The sequence below is a fragment of the Saccharomonospora glauca K62 genome (assembly GCF_000243395.2).
Classification (GTDB): Bacteria; Actinomycetota; Actinomycetes; order Mycobacteriales; family Pseudonocardiaceae; genus Saccharomonospora; species Saccharomonospora glauca.
The window spans coordinates 3971607-3995849 of the sequence record NZ_CM001484.1 but is presented as its reverse complement, the minus strand read 5'-3'; the positions used below and the strand labels follow the sequence as shown (position 1 = coordinate 3995849).

Sequence of the window (24243 nt, the reverse complement as noted above, 5' to 3'; positions counted from 1 at the left end):
GCGGCTAGTCGCGTTCCTCCTCGGCGACACGCCAGAACGCGGAGACGGGGCCGACCTTCGCGCCCATCGGGTACGAGTGGCGGACGGCGTTCGAGACGTACCACTTGCCGAATCTGGCGGCCTCCTGCACGCTCATGCCTCGCGCCAGCCCCGAGGTCAACGCGGAGGCCATCGCGTCACCTGCGCCGTGGGTGTGCGGCGTGTCGTGGCGTGGGCCCGGCAGTTCGGTGAACACCGTGCCGTCGAACAACAGGTCCACACACTCGGGGTCGTCGATGAGGTGCCCGGACTTCACGAGCACGAACCGCGGCCCGAGCTCCCGCAGCGCCACGGCGGCGTCCCGCATCTGCTCCCTGCGAGTGACCTCGATGCCGGTGAGCAGGCGCACCTCGTCCAGGTTCGGTGTCACCACCGTAGCCATCGGCAGGAGCAGCTCCCGCAGTGCGGCGAGCCCCGCGTCGTCGAACAGCGGATGTCCGTGCATGGACGCCGCGACCGGGTCGACGACGAACGGAATCCCCGCGTCGCCCCCGATGCCCGCCTGTTCGCATGCCGCCGCGACCGCCTCGATGATCTCGGCCGAGGCGAGCATCCCGGTCTTGGCCGCGTCGACGCCCATGTCGGCGGCGACGGCCTCGATCTGGCCCGCGACGATCCGGGGTGGGATGTCCGAGCGGTCGTGCACACCGAGCGTGTTCTGCACCGTCACCGCCGTGACCGCCACGAGCCCGTGCACCCCGCACGTGAGGAAGGTGCGCAGGTCGGCTTCGAGCCCGGCGGCCCCACCGGAGTCGGAACCGGCGATGGTCAGCGCGGACGGGGGTCGGTTGTCGCTCATCCCTCCAGTGTCCCCGACTCGTCGGACGGCACTCGGCCAGGGCGGGCCGTCCCGGCACGGGCAGTGCGGACCGGGGCCGCCGAGGACGCGTGCCCGAGAGGTGGCGGGTGTCAGCCCGTGTTGGACACCAGGCCGGTCCGATAGGCGAGGACGACTGCTTGCACGCGGTCCCGCAGGTCGAGTTTGGTGAGGATTCGGGACACGTAGGTCTTCACCGTCTCGGTGGAGATGACCAGTTCCGCGGCGATTTCGGCGTTGGACAGGCCGGCGGCCAGGTGTTCGAGCACCTCCAGCTCGCGGGGAGTCAGTGCCCGCACGACGGCTTCTCGTTCGGGGCGGGAGGTGTCGGTGGGGCGGAGCCGTTCGGCGAAGTGGCCGATCAGGTTTCGGGTGACCGCGGGGTCCAGCAGGGAGTCGCCACGGGCGATCGTGCGGACGCCGTCGACCAGCCGCGCCGGCGGCGTGTCCTTGAGGAGGAACCCGCTGGCGCCGGCGCGCAGTGCCTCGTACACGTACTCGTCGACGTTGAACGTGGTGACGACCAGCACCTTCACCGGTGTCTCGACGCCGGGACCGGTCAGCTGGCGGGTCGCCTCGATGCCGTCCAGAACGGGCATGCGGACGTCCATCACGATCACGTCGGGGCGCAGCCGCCGTGCGGCCTCCACCGCCGCGCGGCCGTCGGCCGCCTCGCCGACGACCACGATGTCGGGCTGCGCGGAGAAGATGGTGACGTACCCGGTGCGTACCAGTTCCTGGTCCTCGCAGATCAGCACCCGGATCGGCTCGGTCATGCGGGGCTCCCCGGAATCATGGCCCGGACGCGGAAGCCGCCGTCGTCGGGCAGGCCGCCGAAAACCAGGTCCCCGCCGAGCATTCGCACCCGCTCCCGGAGACCTGTCAGGCCTCGGCCACCGGACGGGGTGGCAGGGTCGCCGACCGCGGGACCGAGAGTGATCACCTCGACCTCGACGTGGTCCTCGCCGTGTCGGACCATGACCTTGGTCGGTTTTCCGGTCGCGTGTTTGAGCGCGTTGGTGAGCGCCTCTTGTACCACGCGGTAGGTGGCCAGTTCCACGTCGACGGACCGCGGTAGTTGCTCGCCCTGCTCGGTCCACTCGACGGGCTGTCCGGACAGCCGGGCCCGTTCGACCAGGTCAGCGATCTTTCCCAGGGCGGGCGTCCGCTCCGCGGTCCCGGACTCGCCTGTGGCTTCGAGGACGCCGAGCAGGGTCCGCAGCTCTGTCAACGCCCGGCGTCCGGTGTCGCTGATGGCGCGCAGGCCCGTCCCGGCTCGTTCCGGCGCGGAGTCGAGCAGGAACTGCGCCGCGTCGGCCTGGACCACCATCGCGGTCACGTGATGGGTGACCACGTCGTGCAGGTCCCGAGCGATGCGTGCCCGTTCGGTGGCCGCGGCCACCTCGGCAGCCAGGCGTCTACGTTCGGCCTCTTCCGCGCGCCATCGACGCATGCCGGTGCCGGCCAACCAGATCACCACCAACACGAGATAGAACGCGACGAAATCCGGAAACCGTTGCGGCGAGCCGAGGTTGTGCAGTGCCACGGCGAGCACCGCATAACCCGCGGTCAGCACCGCGGCAAATGTCCGACGGAGCCGCGCCAGGTGCGCGCCGGCGGCGTACAACGCGAGGAGAATCCCCACCTTGCCGAACGTCTCCGGGTAGCCCAACACCTGACTGATCGCGAACGCGGTACCGATGACCGACAGACACACGGCCGGCATGCGGCTGCGTAGCGCGAGCGGCAGACACATCGCCAGCGTCAGCGCCACACCGACCACCGCGCCGACTCCGCCCGGCTCGTGCCGGGGGAGGTCGCCGATCTCCGGCCCGATGTGGGCGACGGTCGGCGTGAATGCCAGCACGGTCACCACCACCGTCAACACACTGTCTTTTATGGAGGGTGGAAGGTCACGCCACCCGCTGAGTGCGGTGCTGAGGCGGGATGCCGCGCTGGCAAGCATTCGGCGAGTTTAGCGCCGCCGCATGGGTACGAGGTTGCCGCGCTTGTGAGCGGCGATGAGCATGGGCAGAGCGAACAGCAGACTCACGATGACGGGAATGATCGACCCCTCGAAGCCGAACTGGCCGCCGGTCAGCAACTCCGGGCCCGTCGGTTCGGTGATCAGCAAACCCGGCGACGTGTGACCCGAGACCGGGACGCCGAGCAGTCCTTCGACGGTGTTCCAGGCGAAGTGCAGGCCCACGACCGCCCAGATGCTGCGCAGCCACAGGAACGCGGCGCCCATCAGGACCCCGGCCTCGACGGCGATCGCGAACCCGGTCCACAACGTGGCACCGGGGTTGGCCAGGTGGATGGCACCGAACAGCACCGCACTGATCGCCAGCGCCACCCAACTGCCCCACAGCCGTTCCAGTCCTTGCAACAGCAGGCCGCGGAAGAGCAGTTCCTCGGTCACCGCCGCGCCGAGTTGCACCGCCGCGATGCTCGTCACGGTCGCCATGACACTCCCGGACGCCACGCTGAACGAGAACTCGCTGATCACCATGAGCATCGAGGCGGCGATGAACGCGACGCCGAGCCCGATGCCGAGCAACGCCTGAATCCCGGCTCGTGACCTCGCGATCTCCGGCGTGCTCCGCCGCGCGACGTAACGCATGACCACCCAGTAGACGGCGACCGAGGCAACCGCGCCCATGACCGCCAGCACCGGCGACCCACCCGAGGACAGCGCCGACACCCCGCCGACACCGACTATCCCGACCAACATCCAGACGATCGGAAACCGCAAGAGGCGGTTCGCTCGCCCAGCCTGCTGATCCGTATCCGCGACCGACATCGTGTGCATGGTGACCTCCGGTTGACCACGGCCGCGCGGTTGGCGGCCCACCGGAAACGCTAGAAGCGCACCGACGTCGGCGAATCACCAGCGAGCGGACGATCCGTGTAGCTCTCACGGGGGACAAGCCAGTGCTGTGTGACGTCAGCGCGGGTCCGGCAGGCGGCCGGGGTTTCGGGAAGTCGGCGGTGGCGGGTCGTCGATGGTGGTGGTGCGGGAGCCGGGCTCCGAACGGGCCACCGTGGTCAACGAGCCGTCCGACGGCGGTCCTCGGCCCGTGGTCAGCGGCGTGGGGTGTTCCCACGCCGCTGACGGGTGGCCGCGGTTCAGAGTTCGGGTCGGACCGGTGAGGGGAGGTCGGGCCCGAGTCGCCAGAACGGCGAGACCGGGCCGACTCCCGCACCCAGCGGGTAGGACTCGAACACACATCGTTCGATGAACTTCTTGCCCGCCGCCACCGCGTCGAGCACCCCGAGCCCCTTGGCGAGATGCGCGGTGATGGCCGAGGCCAGCGTGTCACCGCCACCGTGGGTGTGCGGGGTGTCGTAGCGCGGCCCCTCGAACTCCACCACGTGCGTGCCGTCGGACAGCAGGTCCACGCAGCGCGGACTGTCGCTCAGGTGACCGCCCTTGACGAGGACCCACTGCGGACCGAACGCCAGCAGGGCCTCCGCCGCCCGGCGCGCGCTCGCCGCGTCGGTGACGTCGATCCCGGTCAACAGCCGTACCTCGTCGAGGTTGGGGGTCACCAGCGTGGCCCTGGGGAACAGCTCCGTGCGGATGGCCTCCAGAGCCTCGTCGCGTAGCAGGGGATCGCCGTGCATGGACGCCGCGACGGGGTCCACGACGAGTGGCACCGACTGCCCACGCCCGATGCCCACTTTGTCCATAGTGGAGGAAACTGTTGAGATGATCTCCGCGGTGGCGAGCATGCCCGTCTTCGCCGCGTTCACTCCCATGTCGCCGGCCACGGCCTCGATCTGCGCGGCCACCACGTCGGGAGGGATCTCGGTGAACCCGTGGACCCCCACCGAGTTCTGCACGGTGACCGCCGTGAGAGCCGTCATCCCGTGAACCCCGCATGCGAAGAACGTCCGCAGGTCGGCCTGGATACCCGCGCCACCGCCCGAGTCCGAGCCCGCCACGGTGAGTGCGGTCCTGGGGGTCGCCGTCACCGGTCCACCACCGGCAGGTACACCGCCGCGCCGCGGTCGACGAACTCTCGCGACTTCTCCCGCATACCGGCCTCGATGGCCTCCGTGCTCGTCAGTCCGTGTTCCTCGGCGTAGGCGCGGACGTCCTGCGTGATGCGCATGGAGCAGAACTTCGGGCCGCACATGGAGCAGAAGTGCGCGGTCTTGGCGGGCTCGGCCGGGAGCGTCTCGTCGTGGAAGGCGCGTGCGGTGTCCGGGTCGAGCGACAGGTTGAACTGGTCGTTCCAGCGAAACTCGAAGCGGGCCTTCGACAACGCGTCGTCGCGTTGCTGGGCGTACGGGTGGCCCTTGGCGAGGTCGGCGGCGTGCGCGGCGATCTTGTACGAGATGACGCCGGTCTTCACGTCGTCCCGATTCGGCAGTCCCAGATGCTCCTTCGGCGTGACGTAACAGAGCATCGCGGTGCCGTACCGGGCGATCTGGGCGGCGCCGATGGCCGACGTGATGTGGTCGTAGGCGGGTGCGATGTCGGTGGCCAACGGACCGAGGGTGTAGAACGGTGCCTCGTCGCAGAGCCGTTCCTCCAGCTCCACGTTCTCCTTGATCTTGTGCATCGGCACGTGGCCGGGGCCCTCGATCATCACCTGCACGTCGTGCTCGCGGGCGACGCGGACAAGTTCGCCCAGCGTCTCCAGTTCGGCGAACTGGGCGCGGTCGTTGGCGTCGGCGATCGAGCCGGGACGCAGACCGTCACCGAGGGAGAACGTCACGTCGTAGGAACGCAGGATCTCGCACAGTTCCGCGAAGTGCGTGTAGAGGAACGACTCCTCGTGGTGCGCCAGACACCACGCCGCCATGATGGAGCCGCCGCGCGAGACGATGCCGGTGACCCGGTCGGCCGTCAACGGCACGTACCGCAGCAGTACTCCCGCGTGGACGGTCATGTAGTCGACACCCTGTTCGCACTGCTCGATCACGGTGTCGCGGTAGACCTCCCACGACAGCTTCGCCGGTTCGCCGCCGACCTTCTCCAACGCCTGGTAGATGGGCACGGTTCCGACGGGAACGGGGGAGTTGCGGATGATCCACTCCCGAGTCTCGTGGATGCGCTTGCCCGTGGAGAGGTCCATCACCGTGTCGGCCCCCCAGCGGGTGGCCCACACCATCTTCTCGACCTCCTCCTCCACCGACGACCACACGGCGGAGTTGCCCAGGTTGGCGTTGACCTTCACCAGGAAGTTCTTCCCGATGATCATCGGTTCGGACTCGGGATGTCTGCGGTTGGCCGGTATCACGGCGCGCCCACGCGCCACCTCCGCCCGCACGAACTCGGGATCGACCCGTTCCCTGGCCGCGACGAACTCCATCTCGGGGGTGATCACACCGGCCTTCGCCCAGCCGAGCTGGGTGTTGTGTTCCTTTCCTTCGTGCCACGGCTGGCGAAGGCGAGGTAATCCTTTATGGACGTCCACAGTGGCCTCTAGGTCCGTGTAGGGGCCGGAGGTGTCGTAGACGTCGAAGTGATCCCCGTTGGAGAGTTCGATCCGCCGAGCCGGAACCCGAAGCCCGGAGACCGTCGAGTGGTAGACCTTGCGTGATCCGGTGATGGGCCCGGTGGTGATGGTGGGGCTGACTTCGGCACGCTGCGCCGTCAAAGAACTCACTCCCTACGCCGGCATTACCCGGTCAGGTTCATGCGGTCGGCGGCACCGGGTCCCGGCGAACGGACACCAGCCGCCCTCTCAGCCCGCCAAGGCGCGAGCTCCCGCGACATCGTTCAGTTGTCCCCACGACCATGCCATGCGGGCGAGGTGCAACTCAACCCACCAGCTCGGTGGGGACGGCGAAGACGTCGACCATCGCGCCGTTGCGCAGCACGGTCACCGGCAGTCGAGTTCCGATCACCTCGGCGAACAGTTGCCGTTGGATGCCTTGCGCGTCCGACACCGGTTCGCGGGCGACCGTGAGCACGAGATCGCCGGGCCGGATGCCCGCTCGGTGGGCGGGACCGCCCCCGATCACCTCGACGACCCGAAGCCCCGAGGACTGCCCGGTGCGTGCCGCCATGTCGTCGGGCAGCGGGGCGGGCACCCCGACGATCCCGAGGTAGGCGCGGCGCACCCGGCCCTCGACGAGCAGCGTGTCGATGATTCTGCGCGTGGTGGAGTTCACGGGCACGGCGAGACCGAGCCCGATTCCCGCGACCGCCGTGTTGATCCCGATGACCCGCCCGGAGGCGTCGGCGAGCGCACCACCGGAGTTGCCGGGGTTGAGCGCGGCGTCGGTCTGGATGACGTCCTCGATCACCCGCGCGGCCCGGCCCTGCTGGATGGGGATTGCCCGGCCGAGCGCGCTCACCACACCCGCCGTGACCGACCCGGAGAAGCCGAGGGGACTGCCGACCGCCACCACGAGTTGTCCCACCACGAGGTCGTCGGCGTCGCCGAAGCGGGCCGCTGTCGGCGCCTCCCCGCCACGTACCCGCAGCACGGCCAGGTCGGACAGCGGATCGGCTCCCACGACGTCGAAATCCGTCTCGGTACCGTCGGAGAACGTCGCCGTGCCGTGGCGGGACCCGCCGACCACGTGCGCGTTGGTGAGCAGGTAGCCGTCGTCGGCGTACACCACCGCCGAACCGCCCCCGCGAGCCAGCCGCACACTGGCGACGTGCGGGGTCGTCGAACGCGCGACCGAACTCACCACCCGCGAGTAGGCGTCCAGCGCGTCGGTGCCTTTGGCGTCGGGGAAGTCGTCGATGTCGGACACGGTCGCCTCCTCCGTCCGGAGGGTGTCGTCGGACCTGTCCTCGTCATTGTGCGCCGGGAAGCCCGCCGGGCATCCCGCGTTCGCCGTCGGCTGAAGAAGCCGTGCTCAGTCCTCGGCGCCGGGCAGCCAGCTGTTGCCGGGCACGCCCCACTTGTTGGCCTTGAGCATCTTCTTCGCGGCGCGGGCGTGCCTGCCCACCAGCCGGTCGAGGTAGATGTAGCCGTCGAGGTGGTCGGTCTCGTGCTGCAGACAGCGTGCGAAGAAGCCCGTGCCCTCCACCTCGATGGGGTTGCCCTCGACGTCGAAGCCCGTCACCTTCGCCCACGAGGCACGGCCGGTGGGATACGACTCGCCGGGCACCGACAGGCACCCTTCCCAGTCGTCGTCGGGGTCGGGCATCGTCTCCGGGATCTCGGAGGTGGTCAGCTTCGGGTTGACCACGACGCCCTTGTGTCGCACCCCGTCGTCGTCGGGGCAGTCGTACACGAAGACACGCAGGTCCACGCCGATCTGATTGGCGGCGAGGCCCACGCCCTCCGCCGCGTACATCGTCTCGAACATGTCGTCGACGAGCGTGGCCAACTCGTCGTCGTAGGTGGAGACCTCGCGGGTGGGCCGGTGCAGGACGGGGTCGCCTGCGATGCGAATGGCGTGAACGGTCACGCCTCGTCATCCTAGCGGTCCTCACCATCCTGACGCGCCGGGCGTGCTACCCGCGTAGGCGGGTCACTCGTGATCTAATGGCACGTTGGAAGCAGCAGGTGATTCACCCGAGCCGACGAGGAGCCAGATGGACGCCGCGGAGTCGCCGGCCCCGGATGGCCGACCGTCCTCGCAGGGCGGGTCCGCCGAACCCGAGGTCGGACTGACCCAGCGAGAGCTGGACGTCCTCGCGTTCGAGCGCCAGTGGTGGAAGTACGCGGGTGCCAAGGAGCAGGCGATCCGCGACCAGTTCGGCGTGTCACCCACGCGCTACTACCAAATCCTGAACAAGCTCATCGACAAGCAGGAAGCCGTGCGTGCGGACCCGATGCTGGTGAAGCGGCTTCGGAAGGTGCGAGCCTCCCGGCAGCGCACCCGCGCGGCACGGCGGTTGGGGATTGAACTGCCATGAGCATCTTCGATGGGGTGTCGAGGCCCATGCGGGCCACCGGATTGGGGTTGCTCGCGGTCGCCGTCGTCGCGGCCGCCATCGGGGGTATCACGCTCGTCTCGGGCGACGACGAACCCGACCACGTCGCCGCCACCTCGTCCGCCGAGCCGACCCGTGGCGAGAAGGATCGCGAGAAGTCCGGGGACTCCTCACCGAAGGAGAGCGACGACACGGGTGACGAAGCCGGCGACGCGGACCCCGACTCCGAGAACTCGGACTCAGCCGACTCCACGGACGCCGACGGCTCCGACGACGGTGAGGTCGAGGACCAGCCGATCTCCGATGACTCTGTGCCGGTGCGGGTCTACAACAACAGCACCATCAAGGGGCTGGCCGCGGACGCGAGCGACGACCTGCGCGCGCTCGGCTGGGACGTCGTCGAGACCGGCAACTACTCCGAGGGCGTCATCCCCGTGAGCACCATCTACTACCGGCCGGGCACCCCCGAGGAGCCCATCGCGCAGTCGCTCGGCGAGACCTTCGGCATGCGCGTCGAGCCCCGCTTCGAGGGCATCGCCGACGCCAGCCCCGGCATCATCATGATCGTCACGCGGGACTACACGGGGCCCGACACCCGGAAGTGACCCCTCGCGGTCAGCGCGAGCGAGCGTAGGCCTCCAGCGCCGCGAGCTGCGCGGGGTCGAGCGACGGCCGCACGGTCTCGCGGGCCTTCTCCAGATGCCGCGCGGTCACCTCGGTGGCCTCCAGGGACTCCCGCATGGCGCTCAGTGCGGCCTCCCGGATCAGCGCGGCGCAGTCGGCCGCCGAGTACCCGTCGAGCTGGGTGGCGAGTTCGTCGAGATCGACGTCCGAGGCCAGGGGAGTGTTGCGGGCACCGGCCCGCAGGATCGCGGCACGGGCCTCGGCGTCCGGCGGCGGTACGTAGATGAGCCGTTCGAGCCTGCCCGGTCGCAGCAGCGCGGGATCGACCAGTTCGGGGCGGTTGGTGGCACCCACCACCACGACGTCCCGCAACGGCTCCACGCCGTCGAGCTCGGTCAGCAGAGCGGCGACGACCCGGTCGGAGGCGCCGGAGTCGCTCGACTGACCGCGCCGGGGCGCCAGCGCGTCCACCTCGTCCAGGAAGATCAGCGCGGGAGCGGCTTCGGCGGCCCGGCGGAACAACTCGCGGACGGCGCGTTCCGACTCGCCGACCCACTTGTCCAGCAGCTCGGCGCCCTTCACCGAGAACACGTTCAACGCGCCGGTACCCGCCAGCGCCCGCACGAGGAACGTCTTGCCGTTGCCGGGAGGGCCGTAGAGCAGGACGCCGCGTGGGGGAGCGATTCCGAGCCGCGCGAACGAGTCGGGGTACCGCAACGGCCACAACACCGCTTCGGTCAGCGACTGCTTGACCTCCGCCATGTCGCCGACGTCGTCGAGCGTGATGCCACCGGTGGCCAACGTGTCGGTGGTGGACATGGAGATCGGACGCACCGACTCCACCGCGTCCAACAGATCCTGCTGCCGCACGCGTGGTTCGCCCTCGTCGTCGGTGTGCCGCAGGGCCGCGCGCAGAGCGGCGTCCCGCCGCAACGCCACCAGGTCGGCGGCCACGAATCCGGGGGTGCGTTCGGCCACCGCGCCCAGGTCGACCTCGGGCTCCAACGGGGTGTCCCGCAACAGCACCCGGAGAAGTTCCGTCCGGGTGCGCGCGTCCGGCATCCCCAGCCGCAGTTCCCGGTCCAGCAGGTCCACCGCCCGCAGGCGAGGATCGACCGACTCGGGGTGTGCCGTGGTGGCCACCACGGCGAACTCGGCGCGGCCGAGGGCGGTACGCAGTCGGTCGAGCACCACGGTGGCCACGGGAGGGGACTGCGAGGCGGGCAGCAGCGTGTCGACGTCGGTGAGCAGCAGGATGCTCGGTTGTTTCCTCGCCGCCGTCGACAGGGCCTCGGTCAGTCGGGCCACCGCCGCGTCGGGCTCCAACACCGCGAGGGTGGGGGCCTCCACCGGCACCACGTTGATCTTCTCGGCGCGTGCCACGGAACGCACCAACGTCGCCTTTCCGACTCCCTCGGGGCCGGACAACAGCACGCCGAGCCGGGGCGAGGTGCCGAGCTTGTCGAGCAGGTCGGGGCGATGGAACGCGAGGTCGAGCCACTCGGAGAGGGTGCGGGCCGTGGACTCGGTGCCCGCGAGATCCGTGAGGGGCGGGGGAGTGTCCTCCTCTCCCTCGGCCTCCTCGACGACCTCGACGTCGAGGGGCTCCCGCTCGTTCGTGGCCGCCGTGGTCCGGGAGGTGGCGGTCGGCCGCTGTTCCGCGGGCTCGGGGGCGTTCCCCCGCCACGAGACGACGGTCGACTGCCCCACGGCCACGGGGCCCGAGGGATCGGTGGCCGTGATGGTGAGCAGTTCGGTGGTCCACGTCGCCCCGATCGCCCGTGACAGCGCGCCCCGCGCGGCGGAGACGTCCGACCCCGGAGGCGGCGCGAGGTCCTGGGGCAGCAGCGACACGGCGTCGCCCACGGTGAAGACCTTGCCCAGCAACGCCAACCGCAGCGTGTGGGGCGTCAGCGACATCCGGGCCAGTTTGGAACCGGCCACCGTGACGCTGCGGGCCACGCTCACCTCGCACGGCTCGACGACGACCTCCGCGCCCTCCGAGACCCCGAGGTTCGCCATCGTGACGTCGTCGACCAGCACCACGCCGGGGGCCGAGCCCTCGGGCGCGCCCGCGGCCAGCGCCGCGCTGACCCGCGCTCCGGTGAGTTTCACGGCGTCCCAGGCCCGCAGTCCGAGGGCGTCGAGCACCTCGGGATGGAGTCGCACGACACCCCGGCGGGAGTCGAGCGCGGACGTGGTGTGGCGGACGGTCAGCGAGAGCTGTGGTGACGTCACGGCCCTAACTCTAGCCACGCGACCGGATGCTCTCCGGCTTCAGGTCGTCACTCCTTGCCCTGGCGGAGGCCGAGTCGCCGCCGCCAGTTGCGTTTGCGCGGCCCGCGGTCGTCGGTGCGGCCGCGCGGGGCGCCGATCGGGTCGGGCGGGTAGACCCTGGGCACGTGCGCCGTGGTCGCGCGGGGGCGTTTCACGGCACGCCGGGCGGCACCCGCGACCTTGCGAAACTGCGGCTTGCGCAGGCCGAGTCGGCGCTGGGTGCGGTTCCGGCGGATGGCTCTGCGCTCCTTCGGGGGCACGTCCCAGGCCTCCGGATGCTTCGCCAGCCACTGGTAACGGCGCACCGCGTACGGCAGGTGCACCAGGTAGAGCAGCAGGACGCTCATCAGGACGAGCAACGGGTACTGGATCGTCGCCGCGGCGGCGAGCCCCACCACCACCAGCAGCGGTGCCACGGCCCTGGCCGGCACCCGCAACCGCTTCAACGACAACGTCGGGATGCGGCTGATGCACAGGGCGGAGATCGCCACCGTCCACACCCAGACCACCGGTGCGCTCGACCACCAGCCGGTGCCGAACTCCAGCGTGGCCATCACCGGCATCAGGGCGAGCAACCCGCCGGCCGGGGCGGGGACCCCGACGAAGAATTCGCTCGCGTACGGCGGCTGCTCGGTGTCGTCCAGCAGCGTGTTGAACCGCGCCAACCGCAGCACCATGCACACGGCGAAGATCAGCGCGGCCACCCAGCCGAACTTGCCCGGATCGGGCAGCCACACGTACAGCACCAGGGCGGGAGCCACACCGAACGAGATCGCGTCCGACAGGGAGTCGAGCTCCGCGCCCATCTTCGAGGTCGCGTCGAGCAGCCGCGCGATCCGACCGTCCAGGCTGTCGAGTATCGCCGCGATGCCGATGGCGCCGATCGCGAGTCCGTACCGGCCGCCGAGGGCGAACTGCACGGCGGACAACCCCGCGCACAGGGCCAGCACCGTGATGGCGTTCGGCAGGAGCCTGACACCGGGTGTGGTCCGGGACATCTATCAGTCCTTCACTGCGTCATAACGCGGCGAGGGGGGTCTCGCCGCCGATCGTGCGCTGGCCCTTCGAGACCAGCACCCGGCTTCCGGGCGGCAGGTAGGTGTCCACCCGCGAGCCGAACCGGATGAGCCCGTAGGTCGCACCGGCCTCGACGTGATCGCCCTCACCGACCTCGCAGACGATACGCCGTGCCACAAGCCCAGCGATCTGGGTCACGACGAGCCGGCGCCCGTCGGCCATCCGCAGCAACACGGAGTTGCGTTCGTTGTCCTCGCTGGCCTTGTCGAGGTCGGCGGAGAGGAACTTGCCGGGCCGGTAGGCCACTTTCTCGACGGTACCGCGCACGGGTGTGCGCTGGACGTGAACGTCGAACACGGACAGGAACACGCTGACACGGGTCAGCGGGCGGTCGGGGAGGCCGAGCTCGGGGGGCGGGGTCGCCTCCTCGATCAGCGACACCAGCCCGTCGGCGGCCGCGAGGACGAGGTCGTCGCGCTGCGGTGGGACGCGACGGGGCTCCCGGAAGAAGGCTGCCGTCGCCAGCGTGCCCAGGCCGGCCAGCAGGCCGAGCCGAGGTGACAGCTTCCTCAGCAGAAGGGTGGCGACGGCGCCGCCCGCGACGAACGGGCGACCGGCGGGATGCATCGGGGGAAGGGTTTCACGGACGAGACGCACGGCGTGGCCGAGCGGGTTGGCGCTCATGAGGCCGATTTTCCCGTAGTGGACGGGCCGGGTGCCGTCCGCCCCCCGACGCCGTACGCCACCCGGCCGCGGACCGTCGATGGTAAGCCGCCGAAAAGGCGTCGTCACGAGGTGTGCGTAAAACGTTACAAGGAGTACGGCGTTAGGGGGTCTCTCACTCACGTGGCCCGGTCATCGACGTCGTTCGAGTATTCCCAGCAGGACCAGGAAGAGCACGGCGCCGAGCACGGCGACCCCGAAGCTGGGGAAGTCGAACTCGAAGGTCTTCCGCTCCCCCGTGGCGAGCCGGTAGATGAATCCGCCGAGCGTGGCTCCCACCACGCCCACCAGCACGTTCAGAATGCAGCCCTGGCGGCGCCGGTCCGCTCCGACGATCAGCCCGGCCGCCCAGCCCGCCAGCGCGCCGAAGACGATCCACGAGAAGAAACCCATGCCGCGCGAGCCTAGAGCAGTGGTCGATCACGCAACGCAAGCACACGTGTACGGATCTCGGTCGGGTCGGCGTCCCGTGTTCGCGGCGTCGGACGTGCTCTTCTCCTCACAGGAGGAGGACGTCGACCGTCGAGTCCTTCGGGGCCTCGGTGGTCTCCTCGTCGAGGACGACGAGGCAGTTGGCGCGGGCGAGCGAGGCCAGCAGATGGGAACCCGGACCGCCCACCGGAGCCACCACCGCCCGGTCCTCGCCCGGTGAGTAGCGGCCGCGCCGGAACTGGCGTTTGCCCTTCGGCGACGGCAATGTCTCGGTCAGCCGGGCTCGTGCGCGCGGGCGTTCCGGGTTCGCGTGGCCGAGCGCGGCCAACAGCGCCGGACGCACGAACACCTCGAACGACACGAGCACGCTCACCGGGTTTCCGGGCAGCGTCACCACCGGCACGCCGTGCCAGCGTCCGCAGCCCTGCGGGCCACCCGGCTGCATGGCCACCTTGCCGAAGGTGACACCGACGTCGGTGAGCGCGTCCTTGACCACCTCGTACGCCCCGGCGCTCACACCCCCCGAGGTCACCACGAGATCGGCCTCCGCCAGCTTCGGTTCCACGACGGCGCGGAACTCGGCGACGTCGTCGGCGACGCTGCGCACGGTCTCCACGTGGCAGCCGAGCGCCGCGAGACCCGCTTCGAGCATCACGCTGTTGGACTCGTAGATCTGACCGGGCCGCAGTGGCCGGGGCGGGTGGACGAGCTCGGTACCCGTGGACACGACGAGGACCCGCGGCGGCGCGAACACGGGAAGCCGATCGACCCCGACCGCGGAGGCGAGCCCGAGCTGCGCGGGTCCCAACACCGTTCCGGCACGCAGGACGACGTCTCCCCGCCCGACGTCCTCGCCCGCGCGACGCACGTGGGCACCCTCGGGAACGGCGGTGGAGATCGACACGCTTCGCGTCCCGCCGTCGGTGTGTTCCACCATGACGACGCTGTCGGCGCCTCGCGGTACCGGTGCCCCCGTCATGATCCGGTGCGCCGTGCCCGGCGCGAGTTCCGGAACGTCCGTGCGACCCGCGGGGATGTCGGCCGCCACGGGCAGCTCCACGGGCGCGTCCTTTCGTGCGTTCGCCACGTCCGCCGAGCGCACGGCGTAGCCGTCCATCGCGGAGTTGTCGAACGGTGGTAGCGGCACGCCGGCGGTGACGTCCTCGGCAAGGACCAGCCCCGCGCAGTCGGTCAGTGCGCGCCGGACCACCGGCCGAGTGCCGACCACGTCGCGGACCCTCGCACTGTGTTCTTCGACGGAGATCACCGGACCATCCTCGCCTCCCCGAGGCCACATGCCAAACTTCTCGGCGCCGGAGTTTGCACGAACAGGGGAGACACAGTGCAGGTAGAGATCCGTCATCAGCCGTCCTTCGCGGTCGCGAGGCTGCTGCTCGCGCCCAACGAGCCCGCGCAGGTGGAGGCGGGGGCCATGGTCGCCACCAGCTACGGCATGCACATGCAGGCCAGCACGCAGGGCGGCGTCATGAAGGGTCTCGGTCGGGCCATCTTCGGGGGTGAGTCGCTGTTCGTGTCGACCTACACGGCTCCTCCCAACGGGGGCTGGGTGGACGTCGCGGGCGGGCTGCCCGGCGACATCCGGGTGATCGAGATGGACGGCCGGGTCGGCTGGTGCGTGACCAGGGGATCGTGGCTGGCCAACTCGTACGGCATCCACCTGGAGACCAAGTGGGGTGGCTTCGGCAACCTCTTCGGCGGTGAGGGCGGCTTCCTCACCCACGCCCAGGGGCAGGGGCAGTTGCTCGTGTCCTGCTACGGAGCGATCGACGTCGTGACCCTGCAGCCGGGCGAGTACGTCACCATCGACTCCGGCCACGTCGTCGCCTACGCCGACACCGTGCAGTCCCAGCTGCGCAAGGTGGCGCAGGGAGTCATCCAGTCGCTGAAGAGCGGCGAGGGCTTCGTGTTCGACTTCGCGGGACCGGGGCAGATCCTGACGCAGACCCGTAACCCGAGTGCGCTGGTGGCGTGGTTGATGGCCCGGATGCCCTCCCGGTAGTCCGATGCACGTCCAAACTCGGCACACTCCCGCGTTCGGGATCGCTCGGGTGAACCTCGCCGGGGGCGAGGCCGTGGAGGCCCATCCCGACACCGTGCTCGCGCACAGTTTCGGGGTCACACGGTCCAGGAAGGGCAAGGGACGCGGCCCCGCGATCTTCACGGCCCCCGCCCAGGGAGGCTGGATCGACCTCGCCCCCCGGCATCCGGGGGATGCGTACCCGCTGGAACTGAGCGGGCAGCTCGGCTGGTCGGTGGCTTCCGACGCGGTGTTGGCCAGGCCCGCCACCGTACGTCACGACCACCCGTGGCCCGCGCACCAGACGCTCTTCGGCGGCGATTCCGGGTTCTTGAAGCACTACAGTGGAACCGGACCGCTGGTGTTCGCCTGCCGGGGCCCCGTCGACGCCCTGTCGCTGAAGGCGGGGGAGGTGGTAACAGTGAACCCGCTGTTCGTCCTGGCTTTCCCCGACACCGTGCAGGTGAGGCTGCGGGCGCTCGACCCGGCGGAACCGCAGTCGATCAAGACCGGTACGGGGCTGGCTCTCGACGTGGCGGGGCCGGGAACCGTGCTGGTACAGACCAGGCCTCGGACGTAGGGGGAGGGCCCGCAGCGGGGTGGGGCACCGTTCACGCCGCGTATTTCCCGCTAATTGACCATTGCTCCCGCGCGTTCTTCGGGTAGCGTGATCGTCGCTTGGAGCGCGGCAGACACCGGCTGTCCGCGTTTGGTTTGGCACGAGGAGGACACCGTGGCTGTCGGCACGGTCAAGTGGTTCAACGCGGAAAAGGGTTACGGGTTCATCGAGTCTCCCGACGGCCCCGACGTCTTCGTACATTACTCCGCCATCCAGGCGGAAGGGTTCCGGACCCTGGACGAAGGCGACCGGGTGGAGTTCGAGATCACGGCCGGGCGCGATGGCCGTAGTCAGGCCGCGGACGTCCGTAAGGTCTCGTAACGCTCGTGATTCGGTTCCGGGAGGAGACGGTCACGTGACGCGGACACGGACACCGGGGCCGATATGCAGGCGTTAGGCTGCGCTCTGTGGCAGGCGAGGAGTCGGCCGACCTGACAGGTCGGCGGCTGGGCAACTACCGCATCGACGGTGTGCTCGGCCGAGGTGGCATGAGCGTGATGTACAGGGCCACCGATGTGCGTTTGGGACGCAAGGTGGCCCTGAAGGTGATCGGTGAGCACCTGGGTGCCGATGCCGAATTCCGCGAGAGATTCGTCGACGAGGCACGCAACACGTCGGCGATCGATCACGCCAACATCGTGCCGCTGTACGACTTCGGCGAGATCGACGGGATGCTCTACATCGCGATGCGGCTCGTCGACGGCTCCGATCTGGCGAGCCTCATCTCGGGCAACCCGATGCAGCCCGAACGGGCCCTCGGCTTGCTCGATCAGGTCGCCGACGCCCTCGACACGTTGCACGAGCGCGGCCTCGTCCACCTCGACGTGAAGCCGGCGAACGTTCTCGTCACCAGCCGCGAGTCGGCGCGGGAACACGTCTACATCGCCGACTTCGGTCTGACTCGTCGAGGCACGACGGGGCACCGCACCCGCAGCGGTGACTTCCTGGGGTCGCCGACGTACGCGGCGCCCGAACACCTGCGCGGCGAGCCGCTGGACGGCCGCACCGACCAGTACGCGCTCGCCTGTATGTTGTTCGCCTGCCTGACGGGACAGCCCCCGTTCAAGGGCGACGTGCAGACGGTGATCAAGGGGCACCTGAGCGGCGAGGTGCCCTCCGTGTCCCAGCTCGTCCCCTCGCTACCTCCCGCCATCGACGCGGTGGTGCGCAAGGGGATGGCCAAGTCGGCCGAGGATCGGTACGCCAACTGCGTCGAGTTGGTGGCGGCCGCGAGGAAGGCCCTCGAGTCCGGTGCGGCGAAGGGAGACCCACGACAAGGACACGGTCGAGTCGGGGAAGGGGCACCGGTACAGCCGTTCGGTACCCAGCCGGGTGGGCCCGCGTCGTCGCAAGGACAGCGGCCCGTTCCCGGTCAGTTCGCAGCCACACCGCAACAGGCTCCACGGGAGCAGTCACACATGACGGGATATCCGGGACAGCAGCCACCGATGTCGAATCCGGGCCCTCAACAGGGCTTCGGGACGGGCCCGGTGCCGGGCCCTCCGCAGTACCAGGCGCCGATGGCCTCGCCCTACGGCACACCACCCCAGGGGTCGCCCATGCCGCAGGGGCCGGGCGGTTACCAACAGGGGCCGCAGCAGTACGGTTCCGGCCCGTCGAAGAGCTCGCTGCCGTGGTGGGTGTGGGCTCTGTCGGCCGTGGCCCTCATCGGGGTGGGGGTCCTGGTGGTGGTCCTGCTGACCTCCGGTGACGACAAGGACGGCGGCAATCAGAACACGGACCCCGTGGCGCCCAGCGGGGGCTCGCCGATCCCGTCCGTTCCCATCGGGCCGGGAGGCAACGTCCCCACCGGGGAGTATCCGTCGGGAGACACCGGCTCCCCGAACGGCAACCTGCCGCCGACGAGCATCCCGATCGTTCCGGGCGGCTGAGGTCCGTCAGCCGTAGAAGTCCCCCACGCGGTGTCCGCCGAGGTCGTGCACGGTGATGTCCAGGTCGAACACCGCGCGCAGCACGTCGGGGTCCATGACCTCGGCGACGGTGCCGTGAGCCACCAGCGCGCCGTTTCGCATGGCGACGATCCGGTCGGAGTACCGCGCCGCGAAGTTGATGTCGTGGACCACCATGACGACGGTCTTGCCGTAGTCGTCGGCCATGCGGCGGAGCCGGTGCATGATCTGCACCGAGTGCCGCATGTCGAGGTTGTTGAGGGGCTCGTCCAGCAGCACGTAGTCGGTGCTCTGGCACAGCACCATCGCGATGTGGGCGCGCTGTCGTTGTCCGCCCGAGAGCGTGTCGAGCGGGCGGTCGGCGAACTCCGTGAGCTCGAAGTAGGACACCGCGTCGTCGACGATCTCGTGGTCGGCCCTCGACAGGCGGCCGCCCGAGTGGGGGAACCGTCCGAACGAGACCAACTCCCGGACGGTGAGCCGCACGGCGGTGTGGTTCTCCTGCCGGAGCACGGCGAGCCGCTTCGCGAGGTCCTCGGTGCGGGTCGTGGTGACGTCCATGCCGTCCACGGTGATCGACCCCGCGTCGGGTTCGAGCAGGCGACTCATCATCGACAGCAGCGTCGACTTGCCCGCCCCGTTGGAGCCGATCACCGACGTGATCCCACCGGCCGGGATGGACAGTGAGACGTCGTCGACGACCGTCGTCCCGCCGTAGCGCTTGGTGACTCCGTTGATCTCGATCATCGTGTGGACTCCCGGACGAGCAGGGCGATGAAGTACAGACCGCCCCCGAAGTTGACGATCACGCTGAGCGCGGTATCCGTGCCGAGCACCCGTTCCAGCACGAGCTGTCCCACCGTCAGCGCGGCGACCGCGAGCAAGGACGCGGCGGGCACGACGACGGAGTGCCGGAACGTGCGGGTCAGTTGCCGGGCCAGGTTGGCCACGAGCACGCCGAGGAAGGTGACGGGGCCGACGAGCGCCGTGGACACCGAGACGAGGATCGCGACGAGGACCAGGCTGCGGTTGACCACCGACCGGTGGTCGACCCCCAGCCCCACGGCCGTGTCCCTGCCGAGCGCCACGACGTCGAGCTTGCGGAACAGGGACGTGCCCACCCCGCAGAGCGCCACGAGCAGGACGGCCGAGAACCACAGCAAGGTCTCGTCCACGGAGTTGAAGCTCGCGAAGAGGCTGTCCTGCAGCGTGACGAAGTCGTTGGGGTTGATCAGCCTGGACGCCAGCGACGACAGGCTGGAGAACAGCGTGCCGAAGATGACGCCGACGAGCACGAGCAGGTAGAGGTCACGGCTGTCGCGGTCGAACAGCCAGCGGTGCAGCGCGAACGCGAACGCGACCATCACGCCCGCCTGGACGGCGAAGAGCACGTGCGGGTCGGCGCTGCTGAGCGCGATCGCGCCGGCGAAGTACACGACGAGCGTCTGGATCAGCACGAACAACGAGTCGAACCCCATGATCTGCGGGGTGAGGACGCGGTTGTTCGTGATCGTCTGGAACAACACGCTGGAGTAGCCGATCGCGACGCCGACCACGGCCATCGCCACGACCTTGCGCAGCCGGATGCCCAGCGCGTACTCCAGGTTGCCGGTGAGCCCGACGACGCAGAAGGCCACGGCACCCGTGACGGTGACCGCCGCGAGGACGGCCAGGACGCGGTGCTGCCGTTTCCGCTCGCCGAGACTGCGAACGCCGGTCATGCGGGCCTCCGCCGGGCCCGCAGCACGAGGTAGAGGAACAGACCTCCGCCGACGACCCCTGCGATCGTCTCGACGGGGATCTCGTACGGGTAGCGGATCGTGCGGCCCACCACGTCGCAGCAGAGCACGAAGAACGCCCCGGCCAACGCCGTCACCGGAAGGACCCGGCGCAGGTTGTCGCCGAGCAGGAGCGTGACGAGGTTGGGCACCACGAGGCCGAGGAACGGGATGTTGCCCACCGTCACCACGACGACGGCGGTGATCACGGAGATCAGCACGAGACCGGTGGTCACCACGCGGTCGTAGTGGACCCCGAGGTTGACGGCGAAGTCACGGCCGAGTCCGGCGAGGGTGAACCGGTCGGCGAACAGGTAGCCGATCAGCGCCGCGGCGGCGGTGATCCACAGCAGCTCGTAGCGACCTTTGAGGACCCCGGAGAACTCCCCGCTGGTCCAGGCCGACAAGGTCTGCAACAGGTCGGCCCGGTAGGCGAAGAACGTGGTGAGTGCCGAGACCACGCCGCCGAACATGATGCCCACCAGCGGCACCACGATGATGTCGGCGAACGTCAGGCGCCGCAGCAGGGCGAGGAAGACGCCGGTGCCGAGCAGGGCGAACACCGTCGCCACCGCCATCTTCACGCCGACGGCCTGGGCGCCGAAGAACACGGTGGCCACGAGCACGCCCAACGACGCCGACTCCGCCGTGCCCGCCGTCGACGGCGTGACGAAGCGGTTTCGGGTGAGGCTCATCATCACCAGACCGGCGACGCTCAGCGTGGAACCGGCCAGCAGGATCGCCAGCAACCGGGGCAGCCGGGACTCCCGCAGCACCATGAGCTGGTGTTCGTCGCCCGAGAGCAGCCCGGCGGGCGTCAACTCCGTGACACCCACGAACAGCGAGCCGAACGACGCCGCGGCGAGCAGTACCACCGCGAGTGCGACGTGGCCGCGGCGGACCGGGGTCCCCCGCCGGGCCCGCCGCGGCGACCGGGTTGCGGACGAGCTCACGCCACGCTGTCCCCGACGGCCGTCACCATGGCCTCCAGCGAGGGCAGGCCGTTGGACGTCAGGTACCACTGGGTGGGGTCGAGGTAGACGATGCCGCCCTGCTCGGCGGCGGTGGTGCCGTTCACGAGCGCGTTGTCCAGAACCTGCTTCGCCGACTCGCCGGCCTCGCCGATGGCGGAGTCGCGGTCGATCACGAACAGCAGGTCGGGGTTCGCCTCGGCGATGAACTCCGAGGAGATGGCGTCGCCGTGGGTGTCGGCCGACAAGCCCTCGACGGCGGGCTTCACCCCGAGGTTGTCGTAGACGATGCCGAACCGGGAGCCGGGGCCGTAGGCGCTCAGCTTGCCGCCGGTGGTCAGGACGACCAGACCGGTCCTGTCGCCGGCACCGGAGGAGGCGACCTCCTCCGCCTTCGCGGCCAGCGCGTCCAGGCGGTCGCGCACCGCGTCCTCCTTGCCGAACAACTCGCCGAGCGTCTCGATGCGTTCGGTGGCGCTGGCCAGGAAGTTCGTCGTGTCGACGCTGAGGTCGACGGTGGGGGCGATCTCGGACAGCTCGCCATAGGCGGGAGCCGAGCGTGCCGCGACGATGATGAGGTCGGGTTCGAGGGCGTTGACCTGCTCGAAGTCGGGCTCCTTGAGGCTGCCGACCTTGGTGTAGTCGTCGGAGGCGTACTCGCCGAGGTGCTCGGGCAGGTTCGCGACCTCGGGAACCCCGACGATGCCCTCGACTCCGAGGTCGTCGAGGGTTTCGAGCACGCCGAGGTCGAAGACGACGATCCGTTCGGGCGTGCCCTCCAGCGAGGTGGAGCCCTGGGCGTGCTCGACGGTGAGGGACCCCTCGCCGCCGGCGGCACCGGTGTCGGTCTCCCCACCACAGGCGGCCAGCAGGCCGACGAGGCCGGCCAACAGGACCGCGAACGCCCCACGGCGGTGACGACCTCCACGCATGCTTGCTCCCCACAAAGATCGAATTTTCAAGATAGGTGAGGCTAACTTAAGTGGGGCGTGAAACGAGTGGGGATGACGGACGTCGCAAAGTGAGCTAAATCGCCGGAGTGTGCACCACTGGGAGAACGGGCGGCGGGGTACCCCCTTGCTTGCACTCGCACCCCGAGAGTGCTAAACACGGAATTGGCACTCGGCGCCGTCGAGTGCTAGGCGGTCGGTCGCCGACCACCGCCTGAAGGTCGGGACGGTGAGGCCATGTTCGGCGATACCGAACTGGTCGTCCGTCGCGGGCACCGAGCCTGGCCGAGGACGTGTCCTGACTACCGGAGGACCACACCGCAATGGCCAAACTGATTGCGTTCGATGAGGACGCCCGCCGCGGTCTTGAGCGCGGTCTGAACACCCTCGCCGAGGCCGTCAAGGTGACGCTCGGCCCCCGTGGCCGCAACGTCGTGCTCGAGAAGAAGTGGGGCGCGCCGACGATCACCAACGACGGTGTCTCGATCGCGAAGGAGATCGAGCTCGAGGACCCGTGGGAGAAGATCGGGGCCGAACTCGTCAAGGAAGTCGCCAAGAAGACCGACGACGTCGCGGGTGACGGCACCACCACCGCCACGGTGCTCGCCCAGGCTCTCGTCAAGGAGGGTCTGCGCAACGTCGCCGCCGGCGCCGACCCGATCGCTCTGAAGCGTGGTATCGAGCAGGCCGTCGAGGCTGTCACCGAGCAGCTGCACAAGATGGCCAAGGAGGTCGAGACCAAGGAGCAGATCGCTGCTACCGCGTCGATCTCCGCCGCCGACAAGACCATCGGTGAGCTGATCGCCGAGGCGCTGGACAAGGTCGGCAAGGAAGGCGTCGTCACCGTCGAGGAGTCCAACACCTTCGGTCTGGAGCTGGAGCTCACCGAGGGTATGCGCTTCGACAAGGGCTACATCTCGGGCTACTTCGCCACCGACGCCGAGCGGCAGGAAGCCGTCCTGGAGGACCCGTACATCCTGCTGTACGGCTCCAAGATCTCGAACGTCAAGGACCTGCTCCCGGTGCTGGAGAAGGTCATGCAGGCGGGCAAGCCGCTGCTGATCATCGCCGAGGACGTCGAGGGCGAGGCTCTGGCCACCCTGGTCGTCAACAAGATCCGCGGCACCTTCAAGTCCGTCGCCGTCAAGGCTCCGGGCTTCGGTGACCGTCGCAAGGCGATGCTGCAGGACATGGCCATCCTCACGGGCGGCCAGGTCATCAGCGAGGACGTCGGCCTCAAGCTGGAGAACGCCGACCTCTCCCTGCTCGGCAAGGCCCGCAAGGTCGTCGTCACCAAGGACGAGACGACCATCGTCGAGGGCGCGGGCGACGCGGACCAGATCCAGGGCCGTGTCAACCAGATCCGTGCCGAGATCGAAAACAGCGACTCCGACTACGACCGGGAGAAGCTGCAGGAGCGGCTGGCCAAGCTGGCCGGTGGTGTCGCGGTCATCAAGGCCGGTGCCGCCACCGAGGTGGAGCTGAAGGAGCGCAAGCACCGCATCGAGGACGCGGTGCGCAACGCCAAGGCCGCCGTCGAGGAGGGCATCGTCGCCGGTGGTGGCGTGGCCCTGCTCCAGGCGTCCAAGACCGCCTTCGAGAGCCTCAAGCTTGAGGGTGACGAGGCGACCGGCGCCAACATCGTCAAGGTGGCCGTCGAGGGCCCGCTCAAGCAGATCGCCGTCAACAGCGGTCTCGAGGGCGGCGTCGTGGTGGAGAAGGTCAAGACCCTGCCGCAGGGTCACGGCCTGAACGCCGCCACCGGCGAGTACGAGGACCTGGTGGCCGCGGGCGTCATCGACCCGGCCAAGGTGACCCGTTCCGCCCTGCAGAACGCCGCCTCCATCGCCGCGCTGTTCCTGACCACGGAGGCCGTGGTCGCGGACAAGCCGGAGAAGGAGAAGGCCGGTGACGCCGCCGGCGGCATGGGTGGCATGGAAGGCATGATGTGATTCCAGCCCCATAGGCCCGAAAAGGCCCGGCCCCCGAAAAGGGAGCCGGGCCTTTTCGTGTCCGCAGTCTGTGCACGCGTGTCCGCAGTTCCCGTACTCGTGTCCGCACCTTGTGCACGCGTGTCCGCAGCTCGCGTACGGATGTCGGCACTTCCGACGCCCCGCTACTCCTTTCGCCAAGATCGTCCACTCTTCCGGATCTTTCACCTGGCTAAGGGGATGATTACTTTCCGTGTCGAAA

The 24243-nt window shown here is 69.4% G+C and carries 24 protein-coding genes; 7 read left to right on the top strand and 17 right to left on the bottom strand.

Features of this window, described 5'->3' with window-relative positions; translation table 11 throughout:
• Positions 1-4: 4 nt before the first annotated feature.
• From thiD (SACGLDRAFT_RS18580) to SACGLDRAFT_RS18545, 8 genes are all read right to left on the bottom strand, one after another.
• Positions 5-838, bottom strand: coding sequence for a bifunctional hydroxymethylpyrimidine kinase/phosphomethylpyrimidine kinase (gene thiD, locus SACGLDRAFT_RS18580; RefSeq protein WP_005466501.1), 834 nt, complete (start codon positions 836-838; stop codon positions 5-7).
• A gap of 110 nt (positions 839-948) precedes the next feature.
• Entirely contained in the window at positions 949-1632 is a 684-nt protein-coding gene (locus tag SACGLDRAFT_RS18575; RefSeq protein ID WP_005466500.1) for a response regulator, read from the bottom strand.
• Positions 1629-2822 (bottom strand): sensor histidine kinase, encoded by a 1194-nt coding sequence (locus SACGLDRAFT_RS18570; protein ID WP_005466499.1) that lies wholly within the window; start codon positions 2820-2822, stop codon positions 1629-1631. Before SACGLDRAFT_RS18570 ends, SACGLDRAFT_RS18575 begins: the two co-directional genes overlap by 4 nt.
• 9 nt (positions 2823-2831) lie before the next feature.
• Entirely contained in the window at positions 2832-3590 is a 759-nt protein-coding gene (locus tag SACGLDRAFT_RS18565; RefSeq protein ID WP_232284002.1) for a CPBP family intramembrane glutamic endopeptidase, read from the bottom strand.
• A gap of 395 nt (positions 3591-3985) precedes the next feature.
• Positions 3986-4834, bottom strand: a complete 849-nt coding sequence (gene thiD, locus SACGLDRAFT_RS18560) for a bifunctional hydroxymethylpyrimidine kinase/phosphomethylpyrimidine kinase (RefSeq protein ID WP_005466496.1) — start codon at positions 4832-4834, stop codon at positions 3986-3988.
• The gene (gene thiC / locus SACGLDRAFT_RS18555; protein ID WP_005466495.1) at positions 4831-6468 is read right to left on the bottom strand and encodes a phosphomethylpyrimidine synthase ThiC; all 1638 of its coding nucleotides are present in this window, start codon (positions 6466-6468) and stop codon (positions 4831-4833) included. The genes thiD (SACGLDRAFT_RS18560) and thiC overlap by 4 nt, the downstream gene beginning before the upstream one ends.
• A 163-nt stretch (positions 6469-6631) precedes the next feature.
• Positions 6632-7579: a S1C family serine protease gene (locus SACGLDRAFT_RS18550; protein ID WP_005466494.1), complete on the bottom strand. Its 948-nt coding sequence runs from the start codon at positions 7577-7579 to the stop codon at positions 6632-6634.
• Between the two features lie 105 nt (positions 7580-7684).
• Complete coding sequence (locus SACGLDRAFT_RS18545; RefSeq protein WP_005466493.1) at positions 7685-8242, bottom strand: peptide deformylase; 558 nt, start codon at positions 8240-8242, stop codon at positions 7685-7687.
• 127 nt (positions 8243-8369) lie between these two features.
• Here SACGLDRAFT_RS18545 and SACGLDRAFT_RS18540 point away from each other — a divergent pair, with 127 nt between their 5' ends.
• Both SACGLDRAFT_RS18540 and SACGLDRAFT_RS18535 read left to right on the top strand, forming a co-directional pair.
• A complete protein-coding gene (locus tag SACGLDRAFT_RS18540) occupies positions 8370-8693 on the top strand; it encodes a DUF3263 domain-containing protein (protein WP_005466492.1) in 324 nt (107 codons plus the stop codon).
• Positions 8690-9316 carry a LytR C-terminal domain-containing protein gene (locus tag SACGLDRAFT_RS18535; RefSeq protein WP_005466491.1) on the top strand — a complete coding sequence of 209 codons (627 nt, stop codon included), beginning with the start codon at positions 8690-8692 and terminating at the stop codon, positions 9314-9316. Before SACGLDRAFT_RS18540 ends, SACGLDRAFT_RS18535 begins: the two co-directional genes overlap by 4 nt.
• Positions 9317-9326: 10 nt before the next feature.
• Here SACGLDRAFT_RS18535 and SACGLDRAFT_RS18530 read toward each other — a convergent pair whose 3' ends face one another.
• The 5 genes from SACGLDRAFT_RS18530 to moeA form a co-directional block, all read right to left on the bottom strand.
• Positions 9327-11573 carry an AAA family ATPase gene (locus SACGLDRAFT_RS18530; RefSeq protein ID WP_005466490.1) on the bottom strand — a complete coding sequence of 749 codons (2247 nt, stop codon included), beginning with the start codon at positions 11571-11573 and terminating at the stop codon, positions 9327-9329.
• 47 nt (positions 11574-11620) lie between these two features.
• Positions 11621-12610 carry a CDP-alcohol phosphatidyltransferase family protein gene (locus SACGLDRAFT_RS18525; protein ID WP_005466488.1) on the bottom strand — a complete coding sequence of 330 codons (990 nt, stop codon included), beginning with the start codon at positions 12608-12610 and terminating at the stop codon, positions 11621-11623.
• Between the two features lie 19 nt (positions 12611-12629).
• Positions 12630-13313: a phosphatidylserine decarboxylase gene (locus SACGLDRAFT_RS18520; RefSeq protein WP_005466487.1), complete on the bottom strand. Its 684-nt coding sequence runs from the start codon at positions 13311-13313 to the stop codon at positions 12630-12632.
• A 171-nt stretch (positions 13314-13484) separates the two neighbouring features.
• Positions 13485-13745, bottom strand: a complete 261-nt coding sequence (locus SACGLDRAFT_RS18515) for a GlsB/YeaQ/YmgE family stress response membrane protein (RefSeq protein ID WP_005466486.1) — start codon at positions 13743-13745, stop codon at positions 13485-13487.
• Between the two features lie 106 nt (positions 13746-13851).
• A complete protein-coding gene (gene moeA, locus SACGLDRAFT_RS18510) occupies positions 13852-15051 on the bottom strand; it encodes a molybdopterin molybdotransferase MoeA (protein ID WP_005466479.1) in 1200 nt (399 codons plus the stop codon).
• 75 nt (positions 15052-15126) lie between these two features.
• Here moeA and SACGLDRAFT_RS18505 point away from each other — a divergent pair, with 75 nt between their 5' ends.
• The 4 genes from SACGLDRAFT_RS18505 to SACGLDRAFT_RS18490 all read left to right on the top strand — a co-directional run bounded on the left by SACGLDRAFT_RS18505 (position 15127) and on the right by SACGLDRAFT_RS18490 (position 18333).
• The gene (locus SACGLDRAFT_RS18505) at positions 15127-15804 is read left to right on the top strand and encodes a TIGR00266 family protein (RefSeq protein WP_005466477.1); all 678 of its coding nucleotides are present in this window, start codon (positions 15127-15129) and stop codon (positions 15802-15804) included.
• Positions 15805-15808: 4 nt separating this feature from the next.
• Positions 15809-16402 (top strand): AIM24 family protein, encoded by a 594-nt coding sequence (locus SACGLDRAFT_RS18500; protein WP_005466476.1) that lies wholly within the window; start codon positions 15809-15811, stop codon positions 16400-16402.
• Positions 16403-16555: 153 nt separating this feature from the next.
• A complete protein-coding gene (locus SACGLDRAFT_RS18495) occupies positions 16556-16762 on the top strand; it encodes a cold-shock protein (RefSeq protein WP_005466475.1) in 207 nt (68 codons plus the stop codon).
• Positions 16763-16848: 86 nt separating this feature from the next.
• On the top strand, positions 16849-18333 hold the full coding sequence (locus tag SACGLDRAFT_RS18490) for a serine/threonine protein kinase (protein ID WP_005466474.1): 1485 nt from the start codon (positions 16849-16851) through the stop codon (positions 18331-18333).
• Positions 18334-18339: 6 nt separating this feature from the next.
• On the opposite strand, the gene SACGLDRAFT_RS18485 is transcribed toward SACGLDRAFT_RS18490, so the two are convergent.
• The 4 genes from SACGLDRAFT_RS18485 to SACGLDRAFT_RS18470 are packed head-to-tail and all read right to left on the bottom strand — an operon-like array spanning position 18340 to position 22032.
• Complete coding sequence (locus SACGLDRAFT_RS18485) at positions 18340-19098, bottom strand: iron ABC transporter ATP-binding protein (protein WP_005466473.1); 759 nt, start codon at positions 19096-19098, stop codon at positions 18340-18342.
• Positions 19095-20072 carry an iron chelate uptake ABC transporter family permease subunit gene (locus tag SACGLDRAFT_RS18480; protein WP_005466472.1) on the bottom strand — a complete coding sequence of 326 codons (978 nt, stop codon included), beginning with the start codon at positions 20070-20072 and terminating at the stop codon, positions 19095-19097. Before SACGLDRAFT_RS18480 ends, SACGLDRAFT_RS18485 begins: the two co-directional genes overlap by 4 nt.
• Positions 20069-21082 carry an ABC transporter permease gene (locus SACGLDRAFT_RS18475; protein ID WP_005466471.1) on the bottom strand — a complete coding sequence of 338 codons (1014 nt, stop codon included), beginning with the start codon at positions 21080-21082 and terminating at the stop codon, positions 20069-20071. The genes SACGLDRAFT_RS18480 and SACGLDRAFT_RS18475 overlap by 4 nt, the downstream gene beginning before the upstream one ends.
• A complete protein-coding gene (locus SACGLDRAFT_RS18470) occupies positions 21079-22032 on the bottom strand; it encodes a siderophore ABC transporter substrate-binding protein (protein ID WP_005466470.1) in 954 nt (317 codons plus the stop codon). The genes SACGLDRAFT_RS18475 and SACGLDRAFT_RS18470 overlap by 4 nt, the downstream gene beginning before the upstream one ends.
• Before the next feature lie 341 nt (positions 22033-22373).
• On the opposite strand from SACGLDRAFT_RS18470, the gene groL reads away from it, so the two are divergent.
• Entirely contained in the window at positions 22374-24002 is a 1629-nt protein-coding gene (gene groL / locus SACGLDRAFT_RS18465) for a chaperonin GroEL (RefSeq protein ID WP_005466469.1), read from the top strand.
• The last annotated feature ends 241 nt before the right edge of the window (positions 24003-24243 follow it).

Coding starts and splice junctions, on each gene's coding strand:
- thiD (WP_005466501.1), bottom strand. CDS start 838: ATGAGCGACAACCGACCCCCGTCCGCGCTGACCATCGCCGGTTCCGAC.
- SACGLDRAFT_RS18575 (WP_005466500.1), bottom strand. CDS start 1,632: ATGACCGAGCCGATCCGGGTGCTGATCTGCGAGGACCAGGAACTGGTA.
- SACGLDRAFT_RS18570 (WP_005466499.1), bottom strand. CDS start 2,822: ATGCTTGCCAGCGCGGCATCCCGCCTCAGCACCGCACTCAGCGGGTGG.
- SACGLDRAFT_RS18565 (WP_232284002.1), bottom strand. CDS start 3,590: ATGTTGGTCGGGATAGTCGGTGTCGGCGGGGTGTCGGCGCTGTCCTCG.
- SACGLDRAFT_RS18540 (WP_005466492.1), top strand. CDS start 8,370: ATGGACGCCGCGGAGTCGCCGGCCCCGGATGGCCGACCGTCCTCGCAG.
- SACGLDRAFT_RS18535 (WP_005466491.1), top strand. CDS start 8,690: ATGAGCATCTTCGATGGGGTGTCGAGGCCCATGCGGGCCACCGGATTG.
- SACGLDRAFT_RS18525 (WP_005466488.1), bottom strand. CDS start 12,610: ATGTCCCGGACCACACCCGGTGTCAGGCTCCTGCCGAACGCCATCACG.
- SACGLDRAFT_RS18520 (WP_005466487.1), bottom strand. CDS start 13,313: ATGAGCGCCAACCCGCTCGGCCACGCCGTGCGTCTCGTCCGTGAAACC.
- SACGLDRAFT_RS18515 (WP_005466486.1), bottom strand. CDS start 13,745: ATGGGTTTCTTCTCGTGGATCGTCTTCGGCGCGCTGGCGGGCTGGGCG.
- SACGLDRAFT_RS18500 (WP_005466476.1), top strand. CDS start 15,809: ATGCACGTCCAAACTCGGCACACTCCCGCGTTCGGGATCGCTCGGGTG.
- SACGLDRAFT_RS18485 (WP_005466473.1), bottom strand. CDS start 19,098: ATGATCGAGATCAACGGAGTCACCAAGCGCTACGGCGGGACGACGGTC.
- SACGLDRAFT_RS18480 (WP_005466472.1), bottom strand. CDS start 20,072: ATGACCGGCGTTCGCAGTCTCGGCGAGCGGAAACGGCAGCACCGCGTC.
- SACGLDRAFT_RS18470 (WP_005466470.1), bottom strand. CDS start 22,032: ATGCGTGGAGGTCGTCACCGCCGTGGGGCGTTCGCGGTCCTGTTGGCC.
- groL (WP_005466469.1), top strand. CDS start 22,374: ATGGCCAAACTGATTGCGTTCGATGAGGACGCCCGCCGCGGTCTTGAG.